Consider the following 26,736-nt stretch of genomic DNA (forward strand, 5'->3'; position numbering starts at 1 on the left):
TGTGAAACACCACACTAGCCCCTCAAGCCAGCAACGCGCTGATCCAGTCCGCCTGGCGGGTGATGTCGCGCACCTTGTCCTCGGGCACGGCGTGCCGCGCCCGGGCGAAGTTGGCCAGGGTCTGCTGTTTCTGGCGCAGCATGCGCTGCCACTTGAACAGGAAGGCCGGGCTGCGCTCGCGCATCAGCAGCGGGCCGAAGTACAGCTGTTCGGGGGTATAGTCCACGGCGTCGCCGCGCTCGGCGACGATGATCTCGTAGTCGAAACGGTTTTCCCGCAGCACTTCCTCGCACAGGATGCGGTAACCGTTGTCCATCAGCCACTGGCGCAGCGGCTGCTCGCCACCGTTGGGCTGCAGCACCAGGCGCTCCTGGCCGCCAAGATTGGCCTTGCCGGCTTCGAGGATGTCACGGATGGTCTCGCCGCCCATGCCGCAGATGCTGATGGCGGTGATGCCGTCACCCGCTTCGATCGCCGCCAGGCCGCTGGCATGGCGCACGCTGATATGTGCATCGAGGCCGTTCTCGCGCACGGTGCGCTGGGCCGAAAGGAAGGGCGTCAGCGCCACCTCGCCGGCCACCGCCGCGACGATCGCGCCGCGGCGCAGCAACGCCACCGGCAGGTAGCCATGGTCCGAGCCGATGTCGGCCAGGCGCGCGCCTGCGGGCACATGGGCCGCCACGCGCTCCAGGCGCATGGACAATGTATGTTCGTTCAACTGCAGCCTCTTGTCGCAACCAGGGCCCGGCGCCTGTGGCCGGGTCGGGGCGCGATTCTGCCGGGCCAGGCGGCGTATTTCAATTGCAGGCGACCGGCGCTGTGCCTCGACCAGCCCCGCCGGCTCGCGTAGGCTTGCCGCTTTCCTTCCGTTGCAAGGCGAACCCTCGATGGCACACACAGACATCATCTACACCCCGGACCCGGACGCGGACTCCATTTCCTCGGACGTGGCCGAGTACAACGGCATCCTGGTCAGCACCCAGATTCCGGTACACGCCGACGGCAGCCTGGAGCTGGGCGATATCACCACCCAGAGCGAATGCACCCTGCAGGCGCTGAAAGTGGCCCTGGAGCGCGCCGGCAGCTCCATGGACCGAGTCCTGCACCTGACCATCTACCTCACCGACATGGCCGACCGCGCCGCGTTCAACGAGGTGTACCAGCGTTTCTTCAAGCAGCCCTGGCCGGTCCGCGCCGCGGTGGGCGTGGCCTCGCTGGCCTTCGATGGCATGCGCGTGGAAGTGACGGCGATGGCGGCCAAGGGCTGACAAATCGGTCCGGGTGCCCCTGTCCAGGGGCATTCCTCAAGGCGACTGGAGTACCGCCCGGAGCGCCCGTCCCGTCATGTCATTAACTGCGGCAACCTTGAATGCCTGCGCTTGGACCTCGCTAGAGGGCCTGTTCAGATCGACAAGTTGCTGCAGCATGGCCTCGATGACCTTAGGCTGCCTTTCTAATCGCGCCTCCTTGAGAACATCCAACGTTGCGCGAGCATCGTGGAACCAGGCACGCAGCCCGCGGTTGTCGTTGTAGATGACTGCCAGCTTGAAGCGCTCCACGTTGTTGGCCTTGTGCGAATCCGCCAAGGGTAAGACTTGAACGCTGAGCGACTGTTCGACATTCCCATCCGGGACATAACCGAATCTGAACATATCATCGTGCTCAAGCCCCTTCAGCATAGGGTGTGCATGGCCGAGCATTGGATGATTTCTCTTGAGTTTCTGGTTGCAGGTCCCACAAGAGGGGATCAGATTGAACAATGAGACGCCAAGGAACGGAAAGCGCGTTCTGGGGTAGAAATGATCAAGGTCAGGTCGCACATTGATGCGTGCATAGCCTTCGATACGCTCGATCGCGCAGTACGGGCATATGGTCAACCCCCACAGGGCATACAGCAGCTCTCCATACCTCCTGGCTACCGTGTCGAAGTCGAAACAATCCGCAAAGTCCTTCATCCAATCCGGGAAGCGCGCGCGATCTTCCTTCGAGAATTTGTGCGTACCACCGCTGGCCGCCTTCAGCTTGTTGAGCACGCGACGCTTTTCGGAGCGGGCGCCATCAGCCATGAGCTGATCGACCAGATACTGCGTATAGGGAAGTGCGGGATGAGTCAGAAGAAGCCCCTGCAATGCAGCCACGGTCCGCTGGAGCACCTTATCGAATGCTTGACGTTGTTTGGGGCTGCTCAGGTGCTCGGGCAACGCTTCAAGGGCAATCTTCACGTCTGTCAGCAGCATCGAATAGCAATAGCGCTCCGCCAGCTGCGGAAAAGCTGCGTAGACGTCCGTTATCGTTGACTCAAGATCTTTTGGCCTGGTAGCCACCAGCTGTACCAAGCGGGCTCGGGTGAAGAACGCTGACAGTTCGGACGGAGCGTTCTTCAAGGCAATGGTGAGCCGCGGCAAAATAATGCCGTCTACGACGTCATGCGCATACCGTCTGACGAAGTCAATGCTGGGTTTCTTGTTGATCTTGATCATGTGCGAGCAATAGATTCTTCAGGTTCTGGTTGGAGATCTTGCTGATCAACAGACGGTCCGCTTCGTCCAGCTCGCTGGCCTCGGCGTTGTCGAGCAAGTCTGCCAGCTTGCGTCGCGCATGCTCGCCGAACGTCGACTCCAGGTGCATGTCGGCCATATAGATATCCGCGATGCTGCTGCCAAATCCGCAGGAGCGGCTGCACGTCGGGTGGCCGTATTCGTCCTGCGTCAAGGAAGTGATGTCATCGGCGAGGAAGTCGCTGACCATGATCGGTGAATGGGTGCAGAGGATCAGTTGTGGGGGGCTGCCCGATCGCACCCGCCGGAACAGTGCCAGCAGGTCGCTGAGAAACTTTCGCTGCCACTCGGGATGAAGGTACAGGTCTGCTTCGTCGATCAGGATGATCGGGGTCTGGTCCTGTGGCAGTTCACTCAAGTAGTTAAACAGCTCCGAGAAGATATGCGCGCGCGCCAGTTCGCCGGTGCTCGCACCGCGCCAGCCCCAGTGGATGTTGCGGGCCACGGTGTCGGGCAGACGGTTGACCAGCGACCTCAGGTTCTCGACGGCTTCGAAACTCTCTATGACGACCCCTGCTGTTTCGAGCCAGTCTTCATTCGGACTCTCCAGGTAAAGCTGAACCCCTATGTCCTCCAGCGTGGCCACCACGGCCGCCAACTGTTTCAGTGCGTCATTGTGGAGGGTCATCCGTGATGGTTTTGGCAACGACAACTCATGTGCCCAGCCTGGAATACTTTCAGCCAACTTTTCACGGATGGACAGGTTCAGGTCAAGGTCCGCGATTACGTAGCGCCGCATTAGCGCCGGGAAGGACGACAGGTCACTGGAGGCCAACTTGGAGATACTTTGAAGAATGGACGGCACATTCATTTCGATCAGCTTGTCGCCGACGTTGTCGCTGAGCGGTTCGAACAGCTTGGTGCGCATCGCGGCGAAGGCTCCCAGCCATTCGCGCAACAGGGAAATATCCGCGCTGTCCTCGGCAACATCCATGGCCTTTTCCACAAGCCCGACAGATGAGCGAGAGAATGAAAATACGAACCTGATGTTTTCTTGGTAAGGCTCCCGGGGATAGTGCTCAAAGTAGTTGAGGTAGCGGTTGAAGTAGCGTTTGCGAGCGGCACGCGAATGCGTGGCCTGCGCGATCGTAAGATGCTTCACCGCCCCTGTCGTTTTAGGTCTGGCGCGCTGCGCAAAGCCAGGTCCGTTGCCAGAAATCGAGTTCACGTGCACCAGCTCCAGCCCATGCTCGGCCAGAAACCGTGAAGTTTCGGTCACGTATGTGTAGCGCATCTCGCAATGACGCACTTCGAATCCGTGTGCGGACAGATTGGTAAAACAAATGAAGCATTCGTCGCGCTCGCCATCATGAAAAATGGCAACGATCTGAGATTCACTTTCTCCGTCCAGCGCGCTGAGCGCCTCGAGGATCGTGCTTTTACCCGCGCCGTTCTGGCCGATGATCGCCTGGCATTGGTAGCCATCATAGAAATCCACCCAGTCGTGCCGTCGGTGAATGCTGATGGCGCCTTTGCGCTCGACCTTGCAGATGAACTGGCTGCTGAACGGGACATTCAGGTCATACAGCGCTTTATGGTCAAGGACATAGAGGTGGATGAGGTTCACGCGTGACGCCGCCTGGCAATTGCAAAATGCCATCGAGCTTATCGCCGGCCATCCGCCAGCACAACCGCCCACCAGGCGGGCGGAGGTGCCGAAAGGTCATTTCACCGCTACAATGCCCGCCTTACCGTGACCGCCCGAACCATAACGACATGTCCCTTCCAAAGAATCACCTGGAACTGCTCAGCCCTGCCCGTGATGTCAGCATCGCCCGCGAGGCGATCCTGCACGGCGCTGACGCCATCTATATCGGCGGCCCGAGCTTCGGCGCGCGCCACAACGCCTGCAACGACGTCAGCGATATCGCCGGCCTGGTGGAGTTCGCCCGTCGCTACCACGCCCGCGTGTTCACCACCATCAACACCATCCTCCACGACAACGAACTGGAGCCCGCGCGCCAGCTGATCCATCAGCTGTACGACGCCGGCGTCGACGCGCTGATCGTCCAGGACCTGGGGGTGATGGAGCTGGACATCCCGCCGATCGAGCTGCACGCCAGCACCCAGACCGACATCCGCACCCTGGAGCGGGCCAGGTTCCTCGACCAGGCCGGATTCTCCCAGCTGGTGCTGGCCCGCGAACTGAACCTGCAGCAGATCCGCGCCATCGCCGCCGAAACCGACGCGGCCATCGAGTTCTTCATCCACGGCGCGCTGTGCGTGGCCTTCTCCGGCCAGTGCAACATCTCCCACGCCCAGACCGGTCGCAGCGCCAACCGCGGCGACTGCTCCCAGGCCTGCCGCCTGCCGTACACGCTCAAGGACGACCAGGGCCGCGTGGTCGCCTTCGAGAAGCACCTGCTGTCGATGAAGGACAACAACCAGACCGCCAACCTGCGCGACCTGGTCGACGCCGGCGTGCGTTCGTTCAAGATCGAAGGCCGCTACAAGGACGTGGGCTACGTGAAGAACATCACCGCCCACTACCGCAAGGAGCTCGATGCGATCCTCGAGGACCGCCCGGAACTGGCGCGCGCCTCGAGCGGTCGCACCGAGCACTTCTTCGTGCCCGATCCGGACAAGACCTTCCACCGTGGCAGCACCGACTATTTCGTCAGCGAGCGCAAGATCGACATCGGCGCCTTCGACTCGCCGACCTTCACCGGCCTGCCGGTGGGCGTGGTGGAGAAAGTCGGCAAGCGTGACCTGCAGGTGCTCACCGAGGTGCCGCTGACCAACGGCGATGGCCTGAACGTGCTGGTCAAGCGCGAGGTGGTGGGTTTCCGTGCCAACATCGTCGAGCTCAAGAGCGAGTCCGAGGAAGACGGCCAGAAGCGCTACCGCTACCGCGTCGAGCCCAACGAGATGCCCGAGGGTCTGCACAAGCTGCGCCCCAACCATCCGCTATCGCGCAACCTCGATCACAACTGGCAGCAGGCCTTGCAGCGCACCTCCGCCGAGCGTCGCATCGGCGTGCGTTGGCAGGCCGTGCTGCGCGAGCAACGCCTGGCGCTGACCGCCACCAGCGAGGAAGGCGTGAGCGTGCAGGTGGCCCTGGACGGCCCGTTCGGCGCCGCCAACAAGCCGCAGCAGGCCCTGGACCAGCTGCATGACCTGCTCGGCCAGTTGGGGACCACGATGTACCATGCCAACGCCATCGAACTCGATGCGCCGCAGGCGTACTTCATCCCCAACTCACAGCTCAAGGCCCTGCGCCGCGAAGCCATCGAGGCGCTGACCGAAGCCCGCGTGCAGGCGCACCCGCGGGGCGGACGCAAGGCCGAGACCACGCCGCCACCGGTATACCCGGAGTCGCACCTGTCGTTTTTGGCCAACGTCTACAACCAGAAGGCCCGCGATTTCTACCACCGTCACGGCGTGCAGCTGATCGACGCGGCCTACGAGGCCCACGAGGAACACGGCGAAGTGCCGGTGATGATCACCAAGCACTGCCTGCGCTTCTCCTTCAACCTGTGTCCGAAGCAGGCCAAGGGCGTCACCGGCGTGCGCACCAAGGTCGCGCCGATGCAGTTGATCCAGGGCGACGAGGTGCTGACCCTGAAGTTCGACTGCAAGCCTTGCGAAATGCATGTGATCGGCAAGATGAAGGGCCACATCATCGACCTGCCGACCCCTGGCAGCGCGGTGGCCCAGGTGGTCGGGCACATCAGCCCGGAAGACCTGCTCAAGACCATCCCGCGCGCGCCGCACTGAGGCGTCTGCCGCTCCCACGGGCTGGCCCGTGGGAGCGGATCGCTTCACCTTTGAGATTTTTTAGTCTCATATGATACAGTTCGGTATCTATCGCTTTGTCGAACCGTGATCCGAGGCCCTCATGCGAATTTCTCTCCAAGAAGAACGCCTGCTCAAGGCGCTGGCCCACGCCATCGTCGTGCAACCCCGCGCCACCCTGAAGGAACTGGCGGAAACCGCCGGCGTCAGCAAGGCCACCCTGCACCGCTTCTGCGGCACCCGCGAGAATCTGGTGAGCATGCTCGAAGACCATGGTGAGCAGGTGCTCAACCAGGTCATCCACGAAGCGGACCTGAAACAGGCCGAACCCCTGAGCGGCATTCGTCACCTGATCGCCGAACACCTCAAGCATCGGGAGATGCTGGTGTTTCTAATGTTTCAGTATCGCCCCGACACCCTGCTCAATGACGCCGAAGACCGGCGCTGGCTGGCCTACACCCAGGCCATGGATGCGTTCTTCCTGCGTGCCCAGCAGATGGGCGTGCTGCGCATCGATATCAGCGCGGCAGTGTTCACCGAGATGTTCATGACCATGATCTACGGCATGGTCGACGCCGAGCGGCGTGGGCGCGCCGCCAGCGCCAATACCGCGCAGGCACTTGAACAGTTGTTCCTGCAGGGGGCACGCGCGCCCGCCTGAGCCCAGGCCAGACACATTGCGGGATGATCGGCAGTCTGAAAAGTGGGTCGCCTGCCGCGACAAAGCCACTATCATGACATCATGCGTTTCATTCAACGGTCACTCGATCGTTGTACTAGCATTCGAAACGCTCCCCGTTGCCAACGGACCCAGGCAACGCCCGCAATCACTGACTCACGGACGACACCATGCCCACCCAACTGCCCTTCCCGCAGATCGGCAAAGCCATCGCCAGTACCGGCAGCGCGCATTTTCCGCGCCGGCTGCATGACCTGATCCGCACCCAGCTGACCGTCGATGCCACTCACATCCGTCAGTGGCGTATCGACTGCGCTGACAGCGATACGCCACTGCTCTGCGAAACAGTGCTGTCCGACCCGGCCATCGCCCTGTGCGATCCGGCCTGCCTGCACCTGGCCCGGCGCAAGAACGGCTACCACTACCAGATCACCGTGCTGCGTGCCGCCTGTACTGAAGGTTTCTCGCCAGACGAACGCAATCTGCTCGAGGACATATCGCCGCTGCTGCTGCCGATGCTGGAGCGGCATGGCGATGCCCTGCGCCCGCCTGCCGAAGCACCGCCCAGAACAGCCCAGGAATCGTTGCAGGCGCGCTTTCTGGAACGCCTGGCGCAGGCCGGCCTGAGCCTGTCCGAACGCGAGCGCCAGGTCTGCCTCGGCCTGCTCGCCGGCCACACCGCGCCGCAGCAGGCCGAACACCTGGCGCTCAAGATCAACACCGTGGAAAGCTACCTGCGCCGCGCGGCGATCAAGCTGGGCATCAGCGGACGGCATTCGCTGATGCGCTGGATGTATGGCGGCGAGACGCCGCCACGCAGCCACTGACTGGCTCGGATTCCTCGATCTGGCGCGGTCCCTGTGGGAGCGGCTTTAGCCGCGGACACCGGCGTAGCCGGTGCCAAGCACCGCGTCGCTTGCTTCGCGGGTAAACCCGCTCCCACAGGAGTTGTGCAAGGCTTGAGGTCAGTGCGGTCGCCGTGGGAGCGGCTTTAGCCGCGAACACCGGCGTAGCCGGTGCCAAGCACCGCATCGCTTGCTTCGCGGGTGAACCCGCTCCCACAGGAGTTAAGCAAGGGCGGTCCCTGCGGGCGCGGGCTTTTCGGCGCGCCGAACCGCCGCGACAGCGGCAAGCCTCAATCCCGCGCGAGCGCCTCGATCGGGTCCAGCCGCGCGGCGTTGCGCGCCGGCACGAAGCCGAACAGGATGCCGATCAGCGTCGAGCAGACGAACGCCGTCACGACCGACCCCAGCGAAAACACCATCTGCCACTGCTTGACGAACAACGCGAACAGGTAGCCGATCCCGTAGGAAAGCCCGATCCCGATCACGCCACCGATCAGGCACACCATCACCGCCTCCACCAGGAACTGCTGGCGAATGTCCGACTGACGTGCGCCCACCGCCATGCGGATGCCGATCTCGCGGGTGCGCTCGGTCACCGAAACCAGCATGATGTTCATCACCCCGATGCCCCCCACCACCAGCGAGATCACCGCGATCAGCGACAGCAGCAGCGTCAGCGAGCGGCTGGTCTTCTGCACCGTCTGCATGATGCTGTCGAGGTTGTTGGTGAAGAAGTCCTTGGTGCCGTGGCGTTGCAGCATCAGTTTGTTGACCTCCTCCTCGACCCGCTTGCTCGGCATGCCGTCCTTGATCCGCACGCTGATGCTGTCCAGGTGGCGCTGGCCGAGCACCCGCCCGGCGGCGGTCTCGTAGGGCATCCACACGTTCAGCGTGCCGCCGGCAACGAACAGGTTGCGGTTCTCGGCGGCCACCCCGATCACCGTGCAGGGCAGGTTGCCGACCAGGATCACCTGCCCCAGCGGATCGACCCCATCGGCGAACAGGCGCTTGCGCGTGTTGTGATCGATCACCACCACCTGCGCCTGGCGGCGGGCATCCTCGGCGCTGAACACAATGCCCTCGGCCAGCGGAATGTTGCGCACCTGGAAGTACTGCTCGCTGACGCCGTTGAGCTGCACATCGGCGTCGATGTTGCGGTAGCGCACCAATGAGCTCTGGCCGATCACTGGCGTGGCGCTGTCGACGTAGTACAGCGCGTTGAGCGCGCCGACGTCGGCCGGCACCAGGGTCTCGATGGCCTTGGCCCGGCTGTCGCCGAAGCTGGTGCCGGAGTAGATGTCGATGGTGTTGCTGCCGATGGCGGAGATGTCCTTGAGCACATAGCCCTTGGCCCCCTCGCCGATCGCCGAGATCGACACCACCGAGGTAATGCCGATGATGATCCCGAGCATGGTCAGCAAGGTGCGCATGCGGTGCGAAATCAGGGCGATCCAGGCCATCTTGAACGCCTCGCGGAACAGGCCGAGGCTGGCCACCAGTCGCCGAGGCGCGGCCTGGCGCAGCGATCGCCGCTCGCTCGTGGGCGACACCGCTTCGCTTGCGACGCGCCGGTCGCTGACGATCTGCCCGTCGCTGACTTCAATGATGCGCGCGGCATGGGCGGCGACCTTGGGATCGTGGGTTACCAGGATCACCGTGTGGCCGGCGCGGTGCAGCTCCAGCAGGATATTCATCACCTCCTTGCCGCTGGCGGTGTCCAACGCCCCGGTGGGCTCGTCGGCCAGGATCACCTCGCCCCCGTTCATCAACGCCCGGCAGATGCTCACCCGTTGCTGCTGGCCACCGGACAGCTGGCTGGGCCGATGCCCCAGGTGCCCGGCCAAGCCCAGTCGCGTCAGCAGCTCGCGGGCCCGCCCGTGACGCTCGGCCTGGGCGGCGCCCGCGTAGACGGCTGGAATCTCCACATTGCGCAGGGCGTCCAGATGCGGCAGCAAGTGGTAGCGCTGGAAAATGAAACCGAAATGATCCCGGCGCAGCGCCGCCAGGGCATCGTCGTCGAGGTCGGCGGTCTCCCGGCCACCGACCTGGTAGCTGCCGGCGCTGGCATGGTCCAGGCAGCCGAGGATGTTCATCAGCGTCGACTTGCCCGAGCCCGAGGCGCCTATGATCGCCACCAGTTCACCCGCATGGATCTGCAGGTCGATGTTCTTGAGCGCGAGGAATTCCCGGTCACCCGCCATGAAGCTGCGTGCGACCCCTTCCAGACGCAACAACGGTTGCTCCTGCGCGGCCGCCAGCGGACGATGCGGCGACAGCTCGACATTCATGTTCATGCTCACGCCCCTGCCTCGCCCGACACCGGCTCGCCGATCACCACCCGATCCCCTTCGGCCAGGCCGTCCTTGACCTGGACCCTGACGTTGTTGTTGATCCCGGCCTGTACCTTGCGCACCTGGGCGAAGCCCTTGGCGTCGAGCACCCGCACCGCGAAGCTGCCGTCGGCATCGCGCGGGCCCAGCGCCGCCACCGGCACGGTCAGCACGCCCTGGGCGGTGTCGAGGACGATGCGCACCTGGGCGGTCATCGCGATACGCAGGCGATGCTCGGGGTTGGGCACCTCGAACAGCGCGTTGTAGAACACCGCGCTGACCTGCCTGGCCGCGCCACTGCTCTTGTCGCTGCTCTCCAGGTAGTTCTGCGGCGCAGGTTCCGTGCCGCGCAGCTTGGCGTAGTAGCGCTTGTCGTCGCCGAGGATGGTGAAGTACACCTGTTGGCCCGGGCCGATATGGATCACGTCGGCCTCGGACACCTGGGCCTTGATGGTCATGGTATCGAGGTCGGCCAGCTTGAGGATCACCGGCGCCAGCTGGTTGGCGATCACCGTCTGGCCTTCCTGGGTGACGATGCCGACCACATGGCCGTCGATCGGCGCGACGATGCGGGTATAGCCAAGGTTGACCCGGGCCGTGTCGATCTGTACCTGGGCGCTCTTGATCTGCGCGTCCAGCGAGCGCAGGTTGGCCTGCTGCACCTCGAACTCGGACTCGGCGTTCTCGAAGTCCTGGCGCGAGATCGACTCGTCGGCCTGCAACACCTCGTAGCGCTCGTAGACCCGCCTGGCCTGCTTGAGCTTGGCCTGGGTGGAGCGCCGTTCGGCCTGCAGCTTCTCGGCGTCGACCTCGGCCTGGCGCAGGGTGTTGCGCAACACCAGCGGATCGATCTCGGCCAGCCACTGGCCTTCGCTCACCTTGTCGCCAAGCTTGACCTTGAGCGAGCGCAACTGGCCGGAGACCTGGGCGCCGACATCCACCTGGCGGATCCCTTCCAAGGTGCCGGTGGCCAGCACCGCATTTTCGATGTCGCCCCGCTCGACGGAGGCGGTAATGTACTGCGGCGGCTTGGCCGGTGCCTGCACCGCATACAGCACGATAGCGGCGACCAGGGCTGCCGCCACGCCCAGGGTGATCTTGCGAAACTTGCTCTTTTCCATGAGTGCCTACTGCTGATCAAAGAGGGGCCGCGCCGCGGCCCGTTCACGGCACAAGGCCGCGCCTACAGACATTCATCCTTGCGACACTGCGCATGGCCCCGCAGAAGCGGCCTCACGACGACCTTGCCTTGGCGGCCAAGGCCTGTCCGTCATGCCACCAGGCCGCCAGGCTGAACACATCCGGCACCTTGAGGATGCTGAAGTGGTTGCCCGGCCCTCGCCACACCTCCAACTGCGGCAGCAACTGACGCCACCCCTGCTCCATCGCCCCTTGCTCACGCTGATTGCCAGCGGCGTCCAGGCTCGGGTCCGCCACCAGCACCAGCCGCGCCAGGCCCTTGAACTGGCCCTCTGGTCGATAGACCGTGCGCAGCGCCGTGGAAAATGTACGGGTGACCCCGGCCAGCGCCGATGGAGAGGAACGCGCGGGCATCAGGCCGACCCGCACCATGGCGCCATGCAACTGCGCCAGCTGTACCTGGTCATCGGCCTCGGCGAAGGCCAGGGCATCGATACCCAAGGACTTGCCGGTAGACAGCTGCAACGATGCCACCAGCCGTTGCAGGGCGGCGGTGAAGGTGTGCGGCGTGCCACAGCTACCCTCCCCACCCGGCGCTTCGCTGTCGATCAGGGTCAGCGAGCGCACCTCGCGGCCTTTGGCCTGCAGGCGCAGGGCCAACGCATGCGCCACCCACCCGCCGAATGAATGCCCGACCAGGTTCAGCGGCCCTTCGGGGTAGAACGCCTCGATGGCCTGCAGCTGACAATCGGCGGCGGCTTCCACGCTGCTGTGCGGCACCTCGCCCACCGTCAGTCCACGGGCCTGCAGCCCATGCACCGGCCAGTCCGGCCCCAGCGCCTCGGCCAGGCCGATGAAGCTGGTGACGCTGTCGCCGGCGCCCGGCACGCAGAACACCGGCACATGCCCGGGAACACCGCTCTGGATCGCCAGCAACGGCTGGTGCCTCGGCAAGTCGCGGGCCTGAACGGCGCCCATGGCCTCGGCGATGGCCTGCCCGAGCACGGCCACATGGGGTTCCTGCACCATGCTCTGGTGATCCCCCGGCACGTCCACGCAGTGCAACGCCTGATCCGGCAGCGCTTCGGCCCAACCCAGCGTCGGGCTGTCGCAGACGATACCCGCGCTGCGCTGTTCGGCACGCAACAGATGCAACGGCACAGGTAGCGGCGCCAGGTGGTAATGGGCCAAGGCATGGCCGTGGGCGACTTGACGCTCGAAGAAATGACGCAATTGCTCGTCACTGGCCTGGATCAGTCCCGGCAGCAGCAAATGCCGCTCACGGCAATGGGCCAGCAACGCGTCGAACGCCAACCCCGCGCACTGCAGCGCCTCGACCTCGGCCAGTTGTGCGGTACCGGCCTCGCCCTCGGCCTGCCAGTGGCTGCGACAGTGCAACAGCAGCTGCGCCTCGGCCAGCTGCGACCCTTGCCAACGCGCCTTGCCCTGATCCGTCAGGCGCGGCACGTAGCTGTCGATCAGGCCGACGAACGCCACCGCCTGGTCCGCCCCCAGCAACTGAGCCGCCACCTCGTGGGCCAGCACCCCGCCAAACGACCAACCAGCCAGGCGATACGGTCCTTGCGGCTGCACACTGCGAATCCGCCGCACCAGGCGCGTCGCCAGGCACTCCAGGGTGAACAGCTGCGGCTGGCCGACCGGCACGCCCGGCAAGCCATAGATCGGGAAGTCGCCCGGGATATGCCGGCCCAGGACCGGGAAGTACAGGTCCAGGCCGCTGAACTCATGGATCAGGAACAATGGCGGCTGGCTGCCGCTAGCGCGCACGGTGACCAGGCCATCGTCCCGTTCCGGCGCCTCGCGTTGCCCCAGGCGTTCGGCCAGCGCCGCCACGCTGGGGTACTGGAACAGCTCCGCCAGGCTAGTGGTCAAGCCCGCACGATCCAGCTCGCTGACCAGGCGAATCGCCAGCAGCGAGTGCCCGCCCAGCTCGAAGAAGCTGTCGTGGCGCCCGATCCGCTCGACTTCCAGTACCTGCGCCCACCGCTGGGCCAGCGCCAGCTCCAGGGTGCCGACCGGCGCTTCGAAGACGGCCACCGCCATGTCCTGCGCAGCAGGCGGCGGCAAGGCCTTGCGGTCGACCTTGCCATTGTTGGTCAACGGCAAGGTCGGCAGCGCCACATAGGCCGCCGGCAGCATGTATTCCGGCAGGCGCTCGCGCAGGAAGGCGCGTAGCGCCGGCCCATCGAGCGCCTCGTCGTGGCGGGTATACCAGGCCACCAGGCGCAGCGGTCCCTGCTCCAGCCGCTGGGCCATGACCACCACCTCGTCCAGCCCAGGGCAGCGGGCCAGCTGCTGCTCGATCTCGCCCAGCTCGATGCGGAAACCGCGGATCTTGACCTGGTCGTCGCTGCGCCCCAGGCATTCCAGCAGGCCGTCGGCGCGCCAGCGGGCCAGGTCGCCGGTGCGATATAGATGGCCACCGGCCTGGGCCGCGAACGGGTCATCGAGGAAGCGTTCGGCGGTCAGTTGCGGGCGATTGAGGTAGCCCAGTGCCACGCCGTCGCCACCGATGTACAGCTCGCCGGCCACGCCCTCCGGCGCCACCCGCCCCTGATGGTCGAGCACATAGACCGTGGTATTGCCGATAGGCCGGCCGATCGGCACGTGCTCCGCGCCTTGCTCCAGCGCAGAGATCTCGTAGGTGGTGGCATAGGTCGTGGTTTCCGTGGGTCCGTAGCAATGCACCAGACGCAACCCCGGCGCCTGCGCCAGCAGCGCGCGGAAGGCGCCCGGATCGCCACGCTCGCCACCGCACAGCAGTATGCGCAGGCCAGCCAGGGCCTCGGGGATCAGTTGCACGTACTGGTTGAACAGCGCCGTGGTGACGAACAGCACGCTGGCGCCGCCATCGCGCAGGGCCATGCCGAACTGCGCGGGCTCCACCAGGGTCTGGTGGTCGATCACCAGCACCTGCCCGCCATTGAGCAACGCGCCCCAGACATCCATGGTGGCAGCGTCGAAGGCCGGGTTGGAGACAAAGGCGATACGGTCACGGGCGTTGAAGTCGGCATAGCCATTGTTCAGCACCAGCCGGGCAATGCCCCGGTGCGCCACGCGCACACCCTTCGGCGTACCGGTGGAGCCGGATGTGTACATCACATAGGCTGGCGCTCCGCCGGCCACCGACAGGCCCGGGTTGTGCGCGGGCTGGTCGTCGAGCGCCAGGCAGTCGAGGTCGATGCGCCGCACGCCGCAGTCACCGGCCATGCCTCCCAGGGTCAGCAGGGCCACGGCCTGGCAATCACGGGCCATGAACGCCTGGCGTTCGGCCGGGGCGTTGCTATCCAGTGGCACGTAGACCGCAGCGCACTTGAGCACCGCCAGCTGCGCCAGCAGCAGCGACAGCGAGCGCGGCAGCAGGATCGCCACGTGTTCGCCCGGTTTCACCCCTTCGCCAATCAGCCAGTGGGCCAGGCGGTTGGCTTGCTCGTTGAGGTCGCCGTAGGTCAGCTGACGCTCGTCGTGCAGCGCGGCCAAGGCCAGTGGATGACGCGCCACCTGCTGTTCGAACAGGCCATGCACGGGCAGCTCGCGTGGGTAGTCGCGGGCGCTGGCATTGTATTCGCCGACCAGGCGCTGACGCTCCTGCGCCGAGAGCACGCTCAGGCGCTCCAAGCCTTGCTCGGGGTCGGTTTCCAGCGCCGTCGCCAGGCCATCGAGCGCCTGCTCCAGGTAAGCGCACAGGCGCCGCGCATCGATTCCGGGGGCGCACTGGGCGCTGAGGACGAGGGCCTCGCCCAGGTCATCGATGCTCAGGGCCAGGGGGTAGTTGCTGCGCTCCTCGGCGTGCAACAGCTCGATGCCGGCCCAAGCCTGCCCGGCCACCGCGTCGCGGTCCAGCGCGGTGGCGCTGTGCCGGTAGTTGAGCAAGGCGCTGAACAGCGGCGCGCCCGGCGGCAGTGCGCTGCAACGCTGAGCCAAGGCCAGCTGGGCGTGCTCGTGCAGCAGCAGGCCCGTGAGCCGGCGGTGGGTGTCGAGCAGCGCCTCGCGCACCGGCAGACGGCCCAGGTCCAGGCGCAGTGGCAAGGTGTTGATGAATACCCCAAGCGCCCGCTCGCCACCCTCGCCACCCTGCAGGCGCCCCAACAGCACGGTACCGAACACGACACTGTCACGCCCCGACAGCTGCCCCAGCACCAGGCCCCAGGCCAGGTGCATCAGGCTGGCGGCGCCGACACCCAGCTGCCGGGCCTGCTGGCGTACACGTCGCGCCAGCTCGGCGTCCAGCCAGCAGCGGGCCTCGGCCACGGCATCTGCGTGGGGCTGCGCGTGCGCGCCATACGGCAAGGTTGGCTCATCGATATCGCCCAGTTGCTCGCGGAAGAATGCCTCGTGCTCCGCCTCGCCCGCACCCTTGAGCACCTGGGCGATGTAATTGCGGTACGGCACCGGCGCCGGCAAGTGCCGTTGTTGTTCCAGCAGGCAGGCCTGTAGCTCGGCGCGCAGCACGTCCTGGGCGACGTGATCCATGACCAGATGGTGAAACAGCAGGGTCGCGGTGAGGGTGCCGGTGTCTGGATCGCGGCTATGCAAAAGGCGCAACAGCGGCGCGCGGGTCAGGTCCAGGCGCAAGGCCAGGGGCTCGTCGGCGGCGATCTCGATCACCGGCAGCGGCGCTCGGCGCCAGACCACCTGCACAGGCTGCGCCAAGCCCTCCCAGGCCAGCGAGGTGCGCAGGATGTCGTGGCGCTCGATCACCTGGTCCAACGCCTGGTGCAGGGCCGCCAGCCGCGCACGGTCGGCCACGGCGAAGCGTGCCTGCAACAGGTAGGGGTCGTCGCCCTCGCTGGCCAGGTGGTGGTAGAGAATACCGGCCTGCAGCGGCCCCAGTGGATAGATGTCCTGCACGTTGCCGACGCCGCCGGCTACCTGGCCGACGATCCGCTCGATCTCGGCCTGTTGCAGCGCCACCAGTGGCAGCAGGTCGGGGGTGATGCGCTGGCAGTCGGCGCCGATCCGGTTGGCCGGCACCTGTTGCCCGCCTTCGTGTCCCAGGGTCGCGGCCAGCGCGGCCAGGGTCGGTTCGGCGAACAGCACGCGAATATCGGCCTCCAGGCCCTCGGCGCGCAGGCGCGAGACCAGGGTCACCGCCAACAGCGAATGGCCGCCCAGCTCGAAGAAGTGATCATGGCGCCCTACCCTCGGGACGTTGAGCAGCTCGGCCCACAGTGCCGCCAGGCGAGTCTCGGCCACGCCCACCGGTGCTTCGTAGCTGCGCCTGAGCACCGCCTCGGCGCCCGGTTCGGGCAGGGCCTGGCGGTCGAGCTTGCCGTTGGCGGTCAATGGCATCGCCTGTAGCGTCACGTAGGCCGACGGCACCATATAGTCCGGCAATCGCGCCCGGACATGCTTGCGCAGCGCGTCGATGCTCGGTACATCGGCGCCCTCGCGCACGCTGAACCAGGCCACCAGGCGCTCGCCCCGCAGCAGCACCGCGACCTCGCGCACGGCGTCGTGGCTCGCCAGGCAGGCCTCGATCTCGCCCAGTTCGATACGCAAGCCGTGCAGCTTGACCTGGAAGTCGCGGCGACCGAGGAACTCCAGTTCGCCGTCGGCGCGGCGGCGCACCAGATCGCCACTGCGGTACAGGCGTTCGCCCACCACGAACGGGCTGTCGGCAAAGCGCTCGGCGTCCAGCTCCGGTAAGCCGAGGTAACCCCGTGCGACGCCAACGCCAGCGATGTGCAGTTCGCCGACCACGCCGCGAGGTACCGGCAACCCTTGGTCGTCGAGCACATAGAGTCGGGTGTTGGCGATCGGACGACCGATCGGTGGCGCGCCCTCCGGCAGCGGCTGGCCCGGCTCCAGGGTCCAGACGCTGCAGTCGACGGTAGTCTCGGTCGGCCCATAGACATTGTGCAGGCGAACCTTTGGCAGGCGCGTGCGCAGTTGCCGCACCAAGGCAGAGGTCAGCTCGCCGCCACCGCAGACGATGTCGGTCAGGCTGTCGCAGGCCGCGCTGCTCTCCAGCGCCAGGAACTGCTGCAGCAATGCCGGGACGAACTGCACGACAGCGACCCGCCGGCGCTGGATCACGGCGGCCAGGTAGGCCGGGTCGCGCTGCCCATCGGCGCGAGCGAGCACCAGCCGCAGCCCGGCGCACAGCGGCCAGAACAGCTCCCACACCGAGGCATCGAAGCTGACCGGGGTCTTGTGCAGCAGCGCGCCGTCGACGCTCGGGGCGATCAGGCGCGAACTCCAATGCACCAGGTTGCACAGGCTGCGGTGCTCGACCATCACCCCCTTCGGCGTGCCGGTGGAGCCGGAGGTGTAGATCACATAGGCCAAGTGCCGCGCGCCGAGCCCCTTGACCTGCGGGTTGTGTACAGGCTCGGCGGCCCAGCTCGGCTGGTCCAGGTCAAGACACGGCACCTGGCTGGCGGCGAAACGCGAACGGCTGGTCGCGTCCACCAGCAGTGCCTGCGGCGCGCTGTCCGCGAGCATGAAGGCCAGGCGCTCATCCGGGTAGCTCGGATCCAGCGGCACGTAGGCGCCACCGGCCTTGAGCACCGCCAGCAGGCCGACCAGCAACTGCGGCCCGCGGGCCAGGCAGACGGCCACCCGGCTGTCGGGACGCACGCCACGGGTGATCAGCGCATGGGCCAGACGGTTGGCTGCCTGGTTGAGCTGCTGGTAGCTCAGCTGAGCGTCCTCGGCTTGCACCGCGATAGCCTGAGGCGACCGCGCCACCTGGGCCTCGAACAACGCCTGCACCGGCTGTTGCAGGCCACCGACCAGCTCGCTGGCGTTGCAGGTGACCAGCTCCTGGCGGCGTTCGGCGGCGCCGAGCAGCTCGACCCTGGCCGGCACCGTCAGGTCACTGCCGGCGAAGGCCCAGAGCAATTGCTCCAGGTAGCCGACATGACGCTCGATGGTTGTTCGGTCGAACAGCGCGGTGGCGAACTCCAGGGTGCCGGCGAAGCCTTCGGCGGTCTCGCCCAGGCTCAGGGTCAGGTCGAACTTGGCGATGGCTTGCGGCGTGCCCAGCGGCGCCAGCTGCAGACCGTCCAGCTGCACGGCCTCCACCGCCGCGCCGTTCCACGCCAGCGACACCTGGAACAGCGGTGTATGGGCCAGGCTGCGGGACGGTTGCAGCAACTCGACGACCTGCTCGAAGGGAATGTCCTGATGGTCCTGGGCCAGGCTGACGCAGGCCTTGACCCGGGCCAGCAGCGCGGCCACATCCGGCGCGCCGGCGGTGTCGATACGCAGGGCCAGGCTGTTGACGAACAGGCCGATCAGCCCCTCGACCTCGGCATGCCGACGGTTCGCCACCGGGGTGCCGATGACCACCTCGGCCTGGCCGGACAGCCGCGCCAGCAGCACCGCCCAGGCCGCGCCGAACAGCATGAACGGGGTGATCGCGTGGCGATGGCAGAGGTCCTTGAGATCAGCGCTCAAGCGCCGGTCCAGGCGAACCTCGACCCGCTCGCCGTGGTAATCCTGACGCGCCGGGCGGACTCGGTCGGTGGGCAGGGTCAGCAGTGCCGGCGCCGCGGCCAGGGCCTGACGCCAGTAGTCGCCCTGACGTTGCAGCTCGTCCCCGGCCAGCCAGCGCCGTTGCCAGATGGCATAGTCGCCGTACTGGATCGCCAGCGCTGGCAGCGGGTCGGGCTCGCCAGCGGCGAACGCCTGGTACAGGGCCGCCAGTTCCTGGGTGAACACACCCATCGACCAGCCGTCGGCCACGATATGGTGCAGGGTCAGCAGCAACGCATGGCGGTCCTGCTCCAGGCACAGCAGGCGCCCACGGATCGGCAGCTGATGGCCCAGGTCGAACGGCAGCAGCGCTTCCTCGCGCAGCAGCCCGGCCAACGCCTGGCCCTGGCCACGCAGGTCGTGCCAGCCCAGGCTGAAGCCGCCGTCACCGGGCGTCACTCGCACGCGCGCTTCGGCGCCCTCCTGGGCGAAGTGGCTGCGCAGGCTCTCGTGACGCTCGACGATGCGCGCCAGGGCACGCTGCAGAGCCGGACGGTCCAGTGGTCCCAGCAGTTCCAGGGCCAGGGGAATGTGGTAGGCGGCACTGGCGTCGTCCATCTGCGCCAGGAACCAGAGGCGCTGCTGGGCGAACGACAACGGCTGCGACTGACCACGCGGCGCCGCCTCGATCGGTGCCAGCCCGGATGGCGCGGCGCCTTGCAGCGCGGAGGCCACCGCCAGCAGGCGGTCGTCGGCGAACAGCTGGCCAAGCGACAGCTCCAGCCCCAGGCGCTGGCGTACCTGGCCAACCATGCGCATGCCCAGCAGCGAATGGCCACCCAGTTCGAAGAACCGGTCGTGGCGGCCGACCTTGTCGACATGCAGCAGTTCACGCCACAGCTCGGCCAAGGCCATCTCCAGTGCACCTTCAGCGGCCTCGTGGACCTGCCCGGCCAAGGCTTCGCGCTCAGGCGCCGGCAACGCGCGACGGTCGATCTTGCCATTGCTGGTCAATGGCCAGCTGTCCAGCCGTACCAACGCTGCTGGCAGCATGTAGGCCGGCAACCGCAGGGCCAGGCTGGCCCGCAGTTGCGCCGACGCGGGAGCGTCGTCCTGGGCGATGAACCAGGCCAGCAACCGAGGCTCGCCAGGGATGTCCTCCCGGGCCAGCACCAGTGCCTCGTCGATGCCCGGCAGACGCAGCAGCTGGGCCTCGATCTCGCCCAGTTCGATACGCAGCCCGCGAATCTTGACCTGGTCATCGTTACGTCCCTGGTAATCCAGGGTGCCGTCGGCATTCCAGCGCGCCAGGTCACCAGTACGGTACATGCGCGCGCCGGGCAGTTCGTCGAAGGGGTCGTCGACGAAGCGTTCGGCGCTCAGTTCAGGGCGGTTCAGATAGCCCCGCGCCACGCCGGCTCCGCCCACGTACAGCTCTCCGGTGCTGCCCAGGGGCACCAGCTGACGCGCTTCGTCCAACAGGTACAGGCGGGTGTTGGCGATCGGCCGGCCGATATCCAGTGTGCCACCGGGCAGCACCAGGCCGGAGCTGGCGACCACGGTGGCTTCGGTGGGGCCATAGTTGTTGACCACCACGAACCCAGGGTCGGCGTGGAACTGGCGCAAGCGGTCGCCGCCGATCAGCAGGGTGCGCAGGGTCGGATGGCGCAGCCCCTGGGCGAAGGCGTATTCGGCGATCGGCGTGGGCAGGAAGGCGACCTTGAGCGGCTGCTCCAGCCACCAGGCCAGCAGCGCATCGAGCTGCTCGTTGCCCAATGTCGCGGGCGGCAGGTGCAGCACGGCCCCGGCACACAGCGCCGGCCAGACTTCCCAGGCCATGGCGTCGAAACCGAACCCGGCAACGCTGGCGGTGTGATCCCCGGCGCCCAGCTCGAAGGCCTTGCAGTGCCAATGCACGAGGTTGGCCAGGGCCTGGTGCTCGACCATCACCCCCTTGGGCTCGCCGGTGGAGCCGGAGGTGTAGATCACATAGGCCAGATGCTTCTCGCCCAGCCCAGGCACCTGCGGATTGTCGTCCCGCGCCGGCCAGTCCGGGCGATCGAGCGCCAGCAGCGGCACCGTCAGCCCCTGCAAGCGATCGAACAGCGCCTGCTGGGCCAGCACCGCCACGGGGGCGCTGTCGTCGAGCAGATAGCGCAGGCGCTCGTCAGGATGGGCCGGGTCCACCGGCACATAGCCAGCGCCGGCCTTGAGCGCCGCGAGCATCGCCACCAAGGTGTCCAGGCCACGGCGGGCGACCACCGCCACGCGGTCATCGGGGCGCACGCCAAGTTCGACCAGATGATGGGCCAGGGCGTTGGCCTGGCGGTTCAGTTCGCCATAGCTCAGATGCGCCCCATCCGCCACCGCTGCCACGCGCGCCGGAGTCAGCGCGGCATGGGCCTCGATCATGCCATGCACGGTCTGCCCGAGCGGGAACAGCCGCCGCGTGTTGTTGAAAACGTGCAGCAGGCGCCGACGCTCCGCGCCAAGCACCAGTGGCACATCGGCCAGTGGCTGCTGATCGTTGGCCACCATGGCCCGCAACATCGCTTCGAAGTAGCCGCCGATGCGCTGCACACGGGCCTCGTCGAACAACGCCGTCGCGTACTCCAGGCTGCCGGTCAGGGCCTCGCCCTGCTCGCCCAAGGTCAGCGACAGGTCGAACTTGGCCACCTGGTTGGTCTGCGCCACCGCTTCCAGGCGCAATCCTTCCAGGCTCAGGACCGGGCCCTCGCCGGCCTGCCAGTTCAGCGTGGTCTGGAACAACGGCGTATGCGCCAGGCTGCGCGTCGGGCGAACGGCCTCGACCACCTGCTCGAATGGCAGGTCCTGGTGCGCCTGAGCCTGCAGCAGACGCGCCTTGACCTGGCCCAGCAACGTTTCGGCACTGATCGCCCCGGCGGCTTCGATGCGCACCGCCAGGGTGTTGACGAACAGTCCCACCAGCGGTTCCAGTTCGGCACTGCCGCGCCCGGCTACCGGGCAACCGACCACGACCTCGGCCTGCCCGGCCAGGCGTGCCAAGGTCGCGGCCCAGGCGCCGAGCAAGACCATGTACAAGGTTGCCTGATGCCGCCGGGCCAGGCTGCGCAGGCCAGCGCCCAGGCGTTCGTCCAGGCGCAGTGCCAGGCTGGCACCGCTGAAGTCCTGGCGTGCCGGGCGTGGCCGGTCGCAGGGCAGGTTCAGCAGGCTCGGCGCGCCGTCGAGGGCTTCGCGCCAGTAGTCGACCTGGCGTTGTACCTGCTCGCCGGCCAGCCAGCGACGCTGCCACACGGCATAGTCGCCATATTGAATGGCCAACGCCGGCAGTGGATCGTCCTGGCCTGCGCGCAGGGCCGCATACAGCGCGCCGAGCTCGCGGGTCAGCACGCCGAGGGACCAGCCATCGGCAACGATATGGTGCAGGGTGAGGATCAGCACATGGTGCTGCCCGTCCAGTTGCAGCACGCTGGCGCGCGCTGGCGGCCCGGCGAGCAGGTCGAAGGGCGCGAGCGCCTCTCGTTGCAGGCGTTCGGCCAGGGCTTCGGGCGCGATCGTCTCGCGGCGCAGCCAGCCTGCCTGCGGCGTGTCCAGCAGCTGCACTTGGGCACTGTCGCCGCTGGGCACGAAGCGGCTGCGCAAGCTTTCATGACGCGCGACGATGCACAGCAGCGCACGCTCCAGGACCTCGACATCGAGTTCACCGCGCAAGCCCAGGGCCAGCGGCACGTTGTAGGCCTGGTTGCCGCCTTCGAGCTGGGCGAGGAACCACAGCCGCTGCTGGGCGAACGACAATGGCAGCGGCTGCCCGCGTGGCACCGGCACGATCGCGGGCAGCACGCTGCGCCCGGCGCCGGCCAGCACCTGGGCCAGCGCCGCCAGCTCGGCATTGGCGAACAGCTCGGCCAGGGTCAGTTCCACCCCCAGCCTCAGTCGCACCTGCGAGACCATGCGCATGGCCAGCAGCGAATGGCCGCCCAGGGCGAAGAAATCATCGTGACGCCCTACCCGCTCCACCTGCAGCAGCTGCGCCCAGAGCTCGGCGAGGGCGGTTTCCAACTCCCCCTCGGGGGCCACGTACGCCTGCTCGAACAGCGCCGAACGCTCCGGCGCCGGCAGTGCCCGACGGTCGAGCTTGCCGTTGGCGGTCAGCGGCAACGCTGCCAGGGTGACGAAGGCCACCGGCACCATGTACGCCGGCAGATGCGCCAGCAGCTGGCTGCGCAGCAGTTCCGGCTGCGGCGCCTCGATGTCCGGCCGCGGCGTGAAATAGGCCACCAGGCGCGACTGGCCCGGTTGATCCTCACGGGCAAGCACCACCGCCTCGTTGATCCCCGGCAGGCTGGCGAGGCGGCTTTCGATCTCGCCCAACTCGATCCGCACGCCGCGGATCTTCACCTGGTCGTCGTTGCGCCCCAGGTACTCCAGGCTGCCGTCGTCCAACCAGCGCACCAGGTCGCCCGTACGGTACATGCGCGCGTCCGGGCGCCCGGCGAACGGGTCCTCGAGGAACCGTTCGGCGGTCAATTCAGGACGGTTCAGGTAGCCACGGGCGACCCCGGCGCCACCGACATACAGCTCGCCCGGCACGCCCAGGGGCACCGGTTGCAGACCCGCGTCGAGCACGTACAGCCGGGCGTTGTCCACCGGCCTGCCGATATGCAGCGCGCCACCGGCCTCGACCCTTCCGGAGCTGGCCACCACCGTGGTCTCGGTAGGGCCGTAGTTGTTGACCACGGCGAAGGTCTGGGTGCGATTGAACTGGCGCAGGCGGTCTCCGCCGATCAGCAGCGTGCGCAAGGTCGGATGTTCCAGTTGATGGCTGAAGGCGTACTCGGCCACAGGTGTGGGGAGGAAGCTCACGTCCAGGGGTTGCCCACGCCACCAGGCGAGCAGGGTGTCGAGGTCCTCATGGCCCTCGCCTGGCGGCGCCAGGTGCAGGACCGCCCCGCTGGCGAGCGCCGGCCAGATCTCCCAGGCCATGGCGTCGAAGCCGAAGCCGGCCAGGCTCGAGGTATGCCGGCCCAGGCACAGGTCGAACGCCCGGCAGTGCCAGTCCACCAGGTTGTTCAGGGTCTGGTGCTCGACCATCACGCCCTTGGGCTGGCCAGTGGAGCCGGAGGTGTAGATCACATAGGCCAGGTGCGTCGCGTTCAGCCCCGCGACCACGGGGTCGTCCTCGCGGGCCGGCCAGTCGGGCCGGTCGAGGTCCAGCACCGGTACCCCGAGCGGCCCCAGTCGCCCGCGCAGGGCTTGCACGGTCAGCACCGCCACCGGGGCGCTGTCGTCGAGCAGGTAGCGCACGCGCTCGTCGGGGTGGGCCGGGTCCACCGGGACATAGCCGGCACCGGCCTTGAGCACGGCCAACAGCCCGATCAGCGTGTCCAGGCCACGGCGGGCCAGCACCGCGACCCGGTCATCGGGGCGCACGCCCAAGGCGATCAGGTGATGGGCCAGGGCATTGGCGCGACGGTTCAGCTCGGCATAGCTCAGCACCTGCCCCTGGCAAGTGGCGGCGGTGGCGTCCGGGTACGCCTGGGCGATGGCCTCGATGCGCGGGTGCAGGGTGCCGCTGGTGGCCGGGCGGCCCGGCGTCTGGTTGAAACCCTCCAGCAACTGCTCGCGCTCCTCGGGCGGCAGCATGGGCAACGCGCGAACCTCGCCGAGCGCGCCCTCGAGCAGGCTGCGCAGCGCCTGTTCCAGATAGCCGCAGACGCGCTGCGCCGGCACCTCGGGACTGGCCAGCAGGGTCAGGCGGAAGGCTTCGCCGAAGTCGTCGACGCTCAGGGTCAGCGGGTAGTTGGTGGCCTCGGCGGCATGCACGATCTCGATGCCGGCCCAACCGGCCCGGCGTACCGCCTCGGCGCCCGAAGGCGCACTGTGGCGATAGTTGAGCAAGGCGTTGAACAACGGCGTTGGCGCTGCCACGCCGCTGCAGCGCTGGGCCAGGGCCAGTGGCGCATGCTCGTGGCGCATCAGGCTGCTCAGGCGCTGGTGGGTCGCCTTGATCGCCACGGCCAGGTCGGCGCCGTCCAGGTCCACGCGCAGCGGCAAGGTATTGATGAAGATGCCCAGTGCCCGCTCGGTAGCCTCCGCCCCCAGCAGGCGGCCCATCAGCACCGTGCCGAACACCACCCGATCGCGCCCGGTCAGACCGCCCAGCACCCGTGCCCAGGCCAGGTGGAACAGGCTGGCGACGCTCACCCCACGGGTGCGCGCCAGGCCGCGCAAGGCGCGGCACAGCGGCAGGTCGAGATCCACGGCATATTCGTTCAGTGCCGCGCCGTCGCCCTTCACATCGCTCAGGCCATAAGCCAGGGTTGGCGCGTCGACACTGCCCAGCATGTCGCCGAAGAACGCTTCGTGCTCGGCCTCCCCCACGCCCAGCAAGGCCTGGGCCACATGGTTGCGAAACGGTACCGGTCGCCCCAGCCGGGCACCGTCGCCCAGCAGGAAGGCAAGCATTTCGTGACGCACCACCTCCAGCGCACTGTGATCCATGGCCACATGGTGGAACTGCAAAGTCGCGTGGACCCGGCCATCTGCCTCGGCGGCCTGGCATTGCAGGCGGATCAGCGGTGCCTTGCCCAGGTCGAAAGCGGTCTCGGGCGCCTGCCCGGCCGGCAGGTGCGTGACGCACAGCGTGGCATGGCGCCAGACCACCTGCACCGGGGTCTCGATGTCCCTCCAGTACACCGAGGTGCGCAGGATGTCGTGGCGGTCGATAACCCCCTGCAGCGCCTGGGCGAAGGCCTGCACCCGCTCAGCGCTGGCGAACACGAAGCGCGCCTGCATCACATAGGGGTCGTGCTCGCCCGCGCTGGCATGGTGGAACAGCATGCCCTGCTGCAACGGTACCAGCGGGTAGATGTCCTGCACATTGGCGGCGCCGCCGGGCACGCTGGCGACCACCCGATCGATGCTCGCCTGGTCGAGCTCGACCAGGCTGAGCAAGTCCGGGATGATCCGCGCGCAGCCTTGCGCAATGCGGTTTTCCGGGACCTCGACCGTGCCTTGGCGGCTGGCCACGTATTCACCGCTGGCCAGCAACGCCAGCAGCGCCGGCTTGTGTTCGCGCAGCTGCGCCACCAGGTTCGCGTCGGTCAAGGCCTGGCGGTTGCCCTGGACCGCCAGCTGGCCGTCCTTGAGTGCCAGCTGGACATTGTTGGCGGTCAGTGTCGCCAGTAGTTCGTTGATGCTCACAGGACGATCTCCATTCTGTCTGTGATGGCGGCATAACCTGCCAGCGTCGGGTGTTCGAACAGGCTGCGCACGTCGGCCTCCAGGCCGGCTTCGCGCAGACGCGAGGTGAGGGTCACCGCCAGCAGCGAGTGGCCACCCAGTTCGAAGAAGTTGTCGTGCCGCCCTACCCGCTCCACGCCCAACAGTTCGGCCCAGATCCCGGCCAGCAGCTGTTCGGTGTCGCCTTGCGGCGCTTCGTAAACGCGCGCCGGCAGCTCCGGCGTCGGCAGCGCCTTGCGGTCGAGCTTGCCGTTGGGGGTCAGCGGCAGCGCCTCGAGGTGGACGAACAGCGCCGGCACCATGTACTCCGGCAGCCGCGCCAGCAGCGCTTGGCGCAGGACCTCGGCCAACTGCGGCTCGCCCGTGTGGTAGGCCACCAGGCGTGGCCCCGCGGGCGCGGCGTCATGCACCAGCACCACGGCTTCGCGCACGCCGGGCTGGCGTGCCAGGCAGGCTTCGATCTCGCCTGGCTCGATGCGCAGACCGCGCAGCTTGATCTGATGGTCGCTGCGTCCGAGGAACTCGAGCACGCCATCGGCGCGCTGGCGCACCAGATCGCCGCTGCGGTACAGGCGCTCGCCCTCGTTGAACGGGCTGGCGATGAAGCGCTCGGCCTGTTGCTCCGCCAGCCCAAGGTAGCCACGCGCCACCCCGGCACCGCCGATGTGCAGCTGGCCGGCCACGCCGATCGGCACGGGCTGGTCATGGCCATCGAGCACGTACAGCCGGGTGTTGTCGATCGGCCGGCCAATCGGCAGCGCGCCCTGTGGCAGCGGATCCTG

11 protein-coding genes are annotated in these 26,736 nt (G+C 67.1%); 4 read left to right on the forward strand and 7 right to left on the reverse strand.

Going from position 1 to position 26,736, the window contains the following annotated elements:
- Nucleotides 1-22: 22 nt before the first annotated feature.
- Nucleotides 23-718, reverse strand: a complete 696-nt coding sequence (locus tag N5D48_RS17915) for a tRNA (adenine(22)-N(1))-methyltransferase TrmK (RefSeq protein WP_279886810.1) — start codon at nt 716-718, stop codon at nt 23-25.
- 169 nt (nt 719-887) lie between these two features.
- On the opposite strand from N5D48_RS17915, the gene N5D48_RS17920 reads away from it, so the two are divergent.
- Nucleotides 888-1,268, forward strand: coding sequence for a RidA family protein (locus N5D48_RS17920; RefSeq protein ID WP_279886812.1), 381 nt, complete (start codon nt 888-890; stop codon nt 1,266-1,268).
- Between the two features lie 36 nt (nt 1,269-1,304).
- Here N5D48_RS17920 and N5D48_RS17925 read toward each other — a convergent pair whose 3' ends face one another.
- Both N5D48_RS17925 and N5D48_RS17930 read right to left on the reverse strand, forming a co-directional pair.
- Nucleotides 1,305-2,480, reverse strand: coding sequence for a hypothetical protein (locus N5D48_RS17925; protein WP_279886814.1), 1,176 nt, complete (start codon nt 2,478-2,480; stop codon nt 1,305-1,307).
- On the reverse strand, nt 2,449-4,125 hold the full coding sequence (locus N5D48_RS17930; RefSeq protein WP_279886817.1) for an AAA family ATPase: 1,677 nt from the start codon (nt 4,123-4,125) through the stop codon (nt 2,449-2,451). The genes N5D48_RS17925 and N5D48_RS17930 overlap by 32 nt, the downstream gene beginning before the upstream one ends.
- A 149-nt stretch (nt 4,126-4,274) precedes the next feature.
- On the opposite strand from N5D48_RS17930, the gene N5D48_RS17935 reads away from it, so the two are divergent.
- From N5D48_RS17935 to N5D48_RS17945, 3 genes are all read left to right on the forward strand, one after another.
- On the forward strand, nt 4,275-6,275 hold the full coding sequence (locus N5D48_RS17935) for a U32 family peptidase (protein ID WP_279886819.1): 2,001 nt from the start codon (nt 4,275-4,277) through the stop codon (nt 6,273-6,275).
- A 121-nt stretch (nt 6,276-6,396) separates the two neighbouring features.
- Nucleotides 6,397-6,954 carry a transcriptional regulator gene (locus N5D48_RS17940; RefSeq protein ID WP_279886821.1) on the forward strand — a complete coding sequence of 186 codons (558 nt, stop codon included), beginning with the start codon at nt 6,397-6,399 and terminating at the stop codon, nt 6,952-6,954.
- A gap of 188 nt (nt 6,955-7,142) precedes the next feature.
- Nucleotides 7,143-7,799, forward strand: coding sequence for a helix-turn-helix transcriptional regulator (locus N5D48_RS17945; RefSeq protein WP_279886824.1), 657 nt, complete (start codon nt 7,143-7,145; stop codon nt 7,797-7,799).
- A gap of 308 nt (nt 7,800-8,107) precedes the next feature.
- On the opposite strand, the gene N5D48_RS17950 is transcribed toward N5D48_RS17945, so the two are convergent.
- The 4 genes from N5D48_RS17950 to N5D48_RS17965 form a co-directional block, all read right to left on the reverse strand.
- The gene (locus tag N5D48_RS17950; protein ID WP_279886827.1) at nt 8,108-10,111 is read right to left on the reverse strand and encodes a MacB family efflux pump subunit; all 2,004 of its coding nucleotides are present in this window, start codon (nt 10,109-10,111) and stop codon (nt 8,108-8,110) included.
- Between the two features lie 2 nt (nt 10,112-10,113).
- The gene (macA, locus tag N5D48_RS17955) at nt 10,114-11,268 is read right to left on the reverse strand and encodes a macrolide transporter subunit MacA (RefSeq protein ID WP_279886829.1); all 1,155 of its coding nucleotides are present in this window, start codon (nt 11,266-11,268) and stop codon (nt 10,114-10,116) included.
- 112 nt (nt 11,269-11,380) lie between these two features.
- The gene (locus N5D48_RS17960) at nt 11,381-25,915 is read right to left on the reverse strand and encodes a non-ribosomal peptide synthetase (RefSeq protein WP_279886832.1); all 14,535 of its coding nucleotides are present in this window, start codon (nt 25,913-25,915) and stop codon (nt 11,381-11,383) included.
- Nucleotides 25,912-26,736: phosphopantetheine-binding protein (locus N5D48_RS17965; protein ID WP_279886833.1), on the reverse strand; the 825-nt coding region annotated here is incomplete at its 5' end. The genes N5D48_RS17965 and N5D48_RS17960, both read right to left, overlap by 4 nt.

Source organism: Pseudomonas sp. GD03858 (genome assembly GCF_029840925.1).
Taxonomy (GTDB): Bacteria; Pseudomonadota; Gammaproteobacteria; order Pseudomonadales; family Pseudomonadaceae; genus Aquipseudomonas.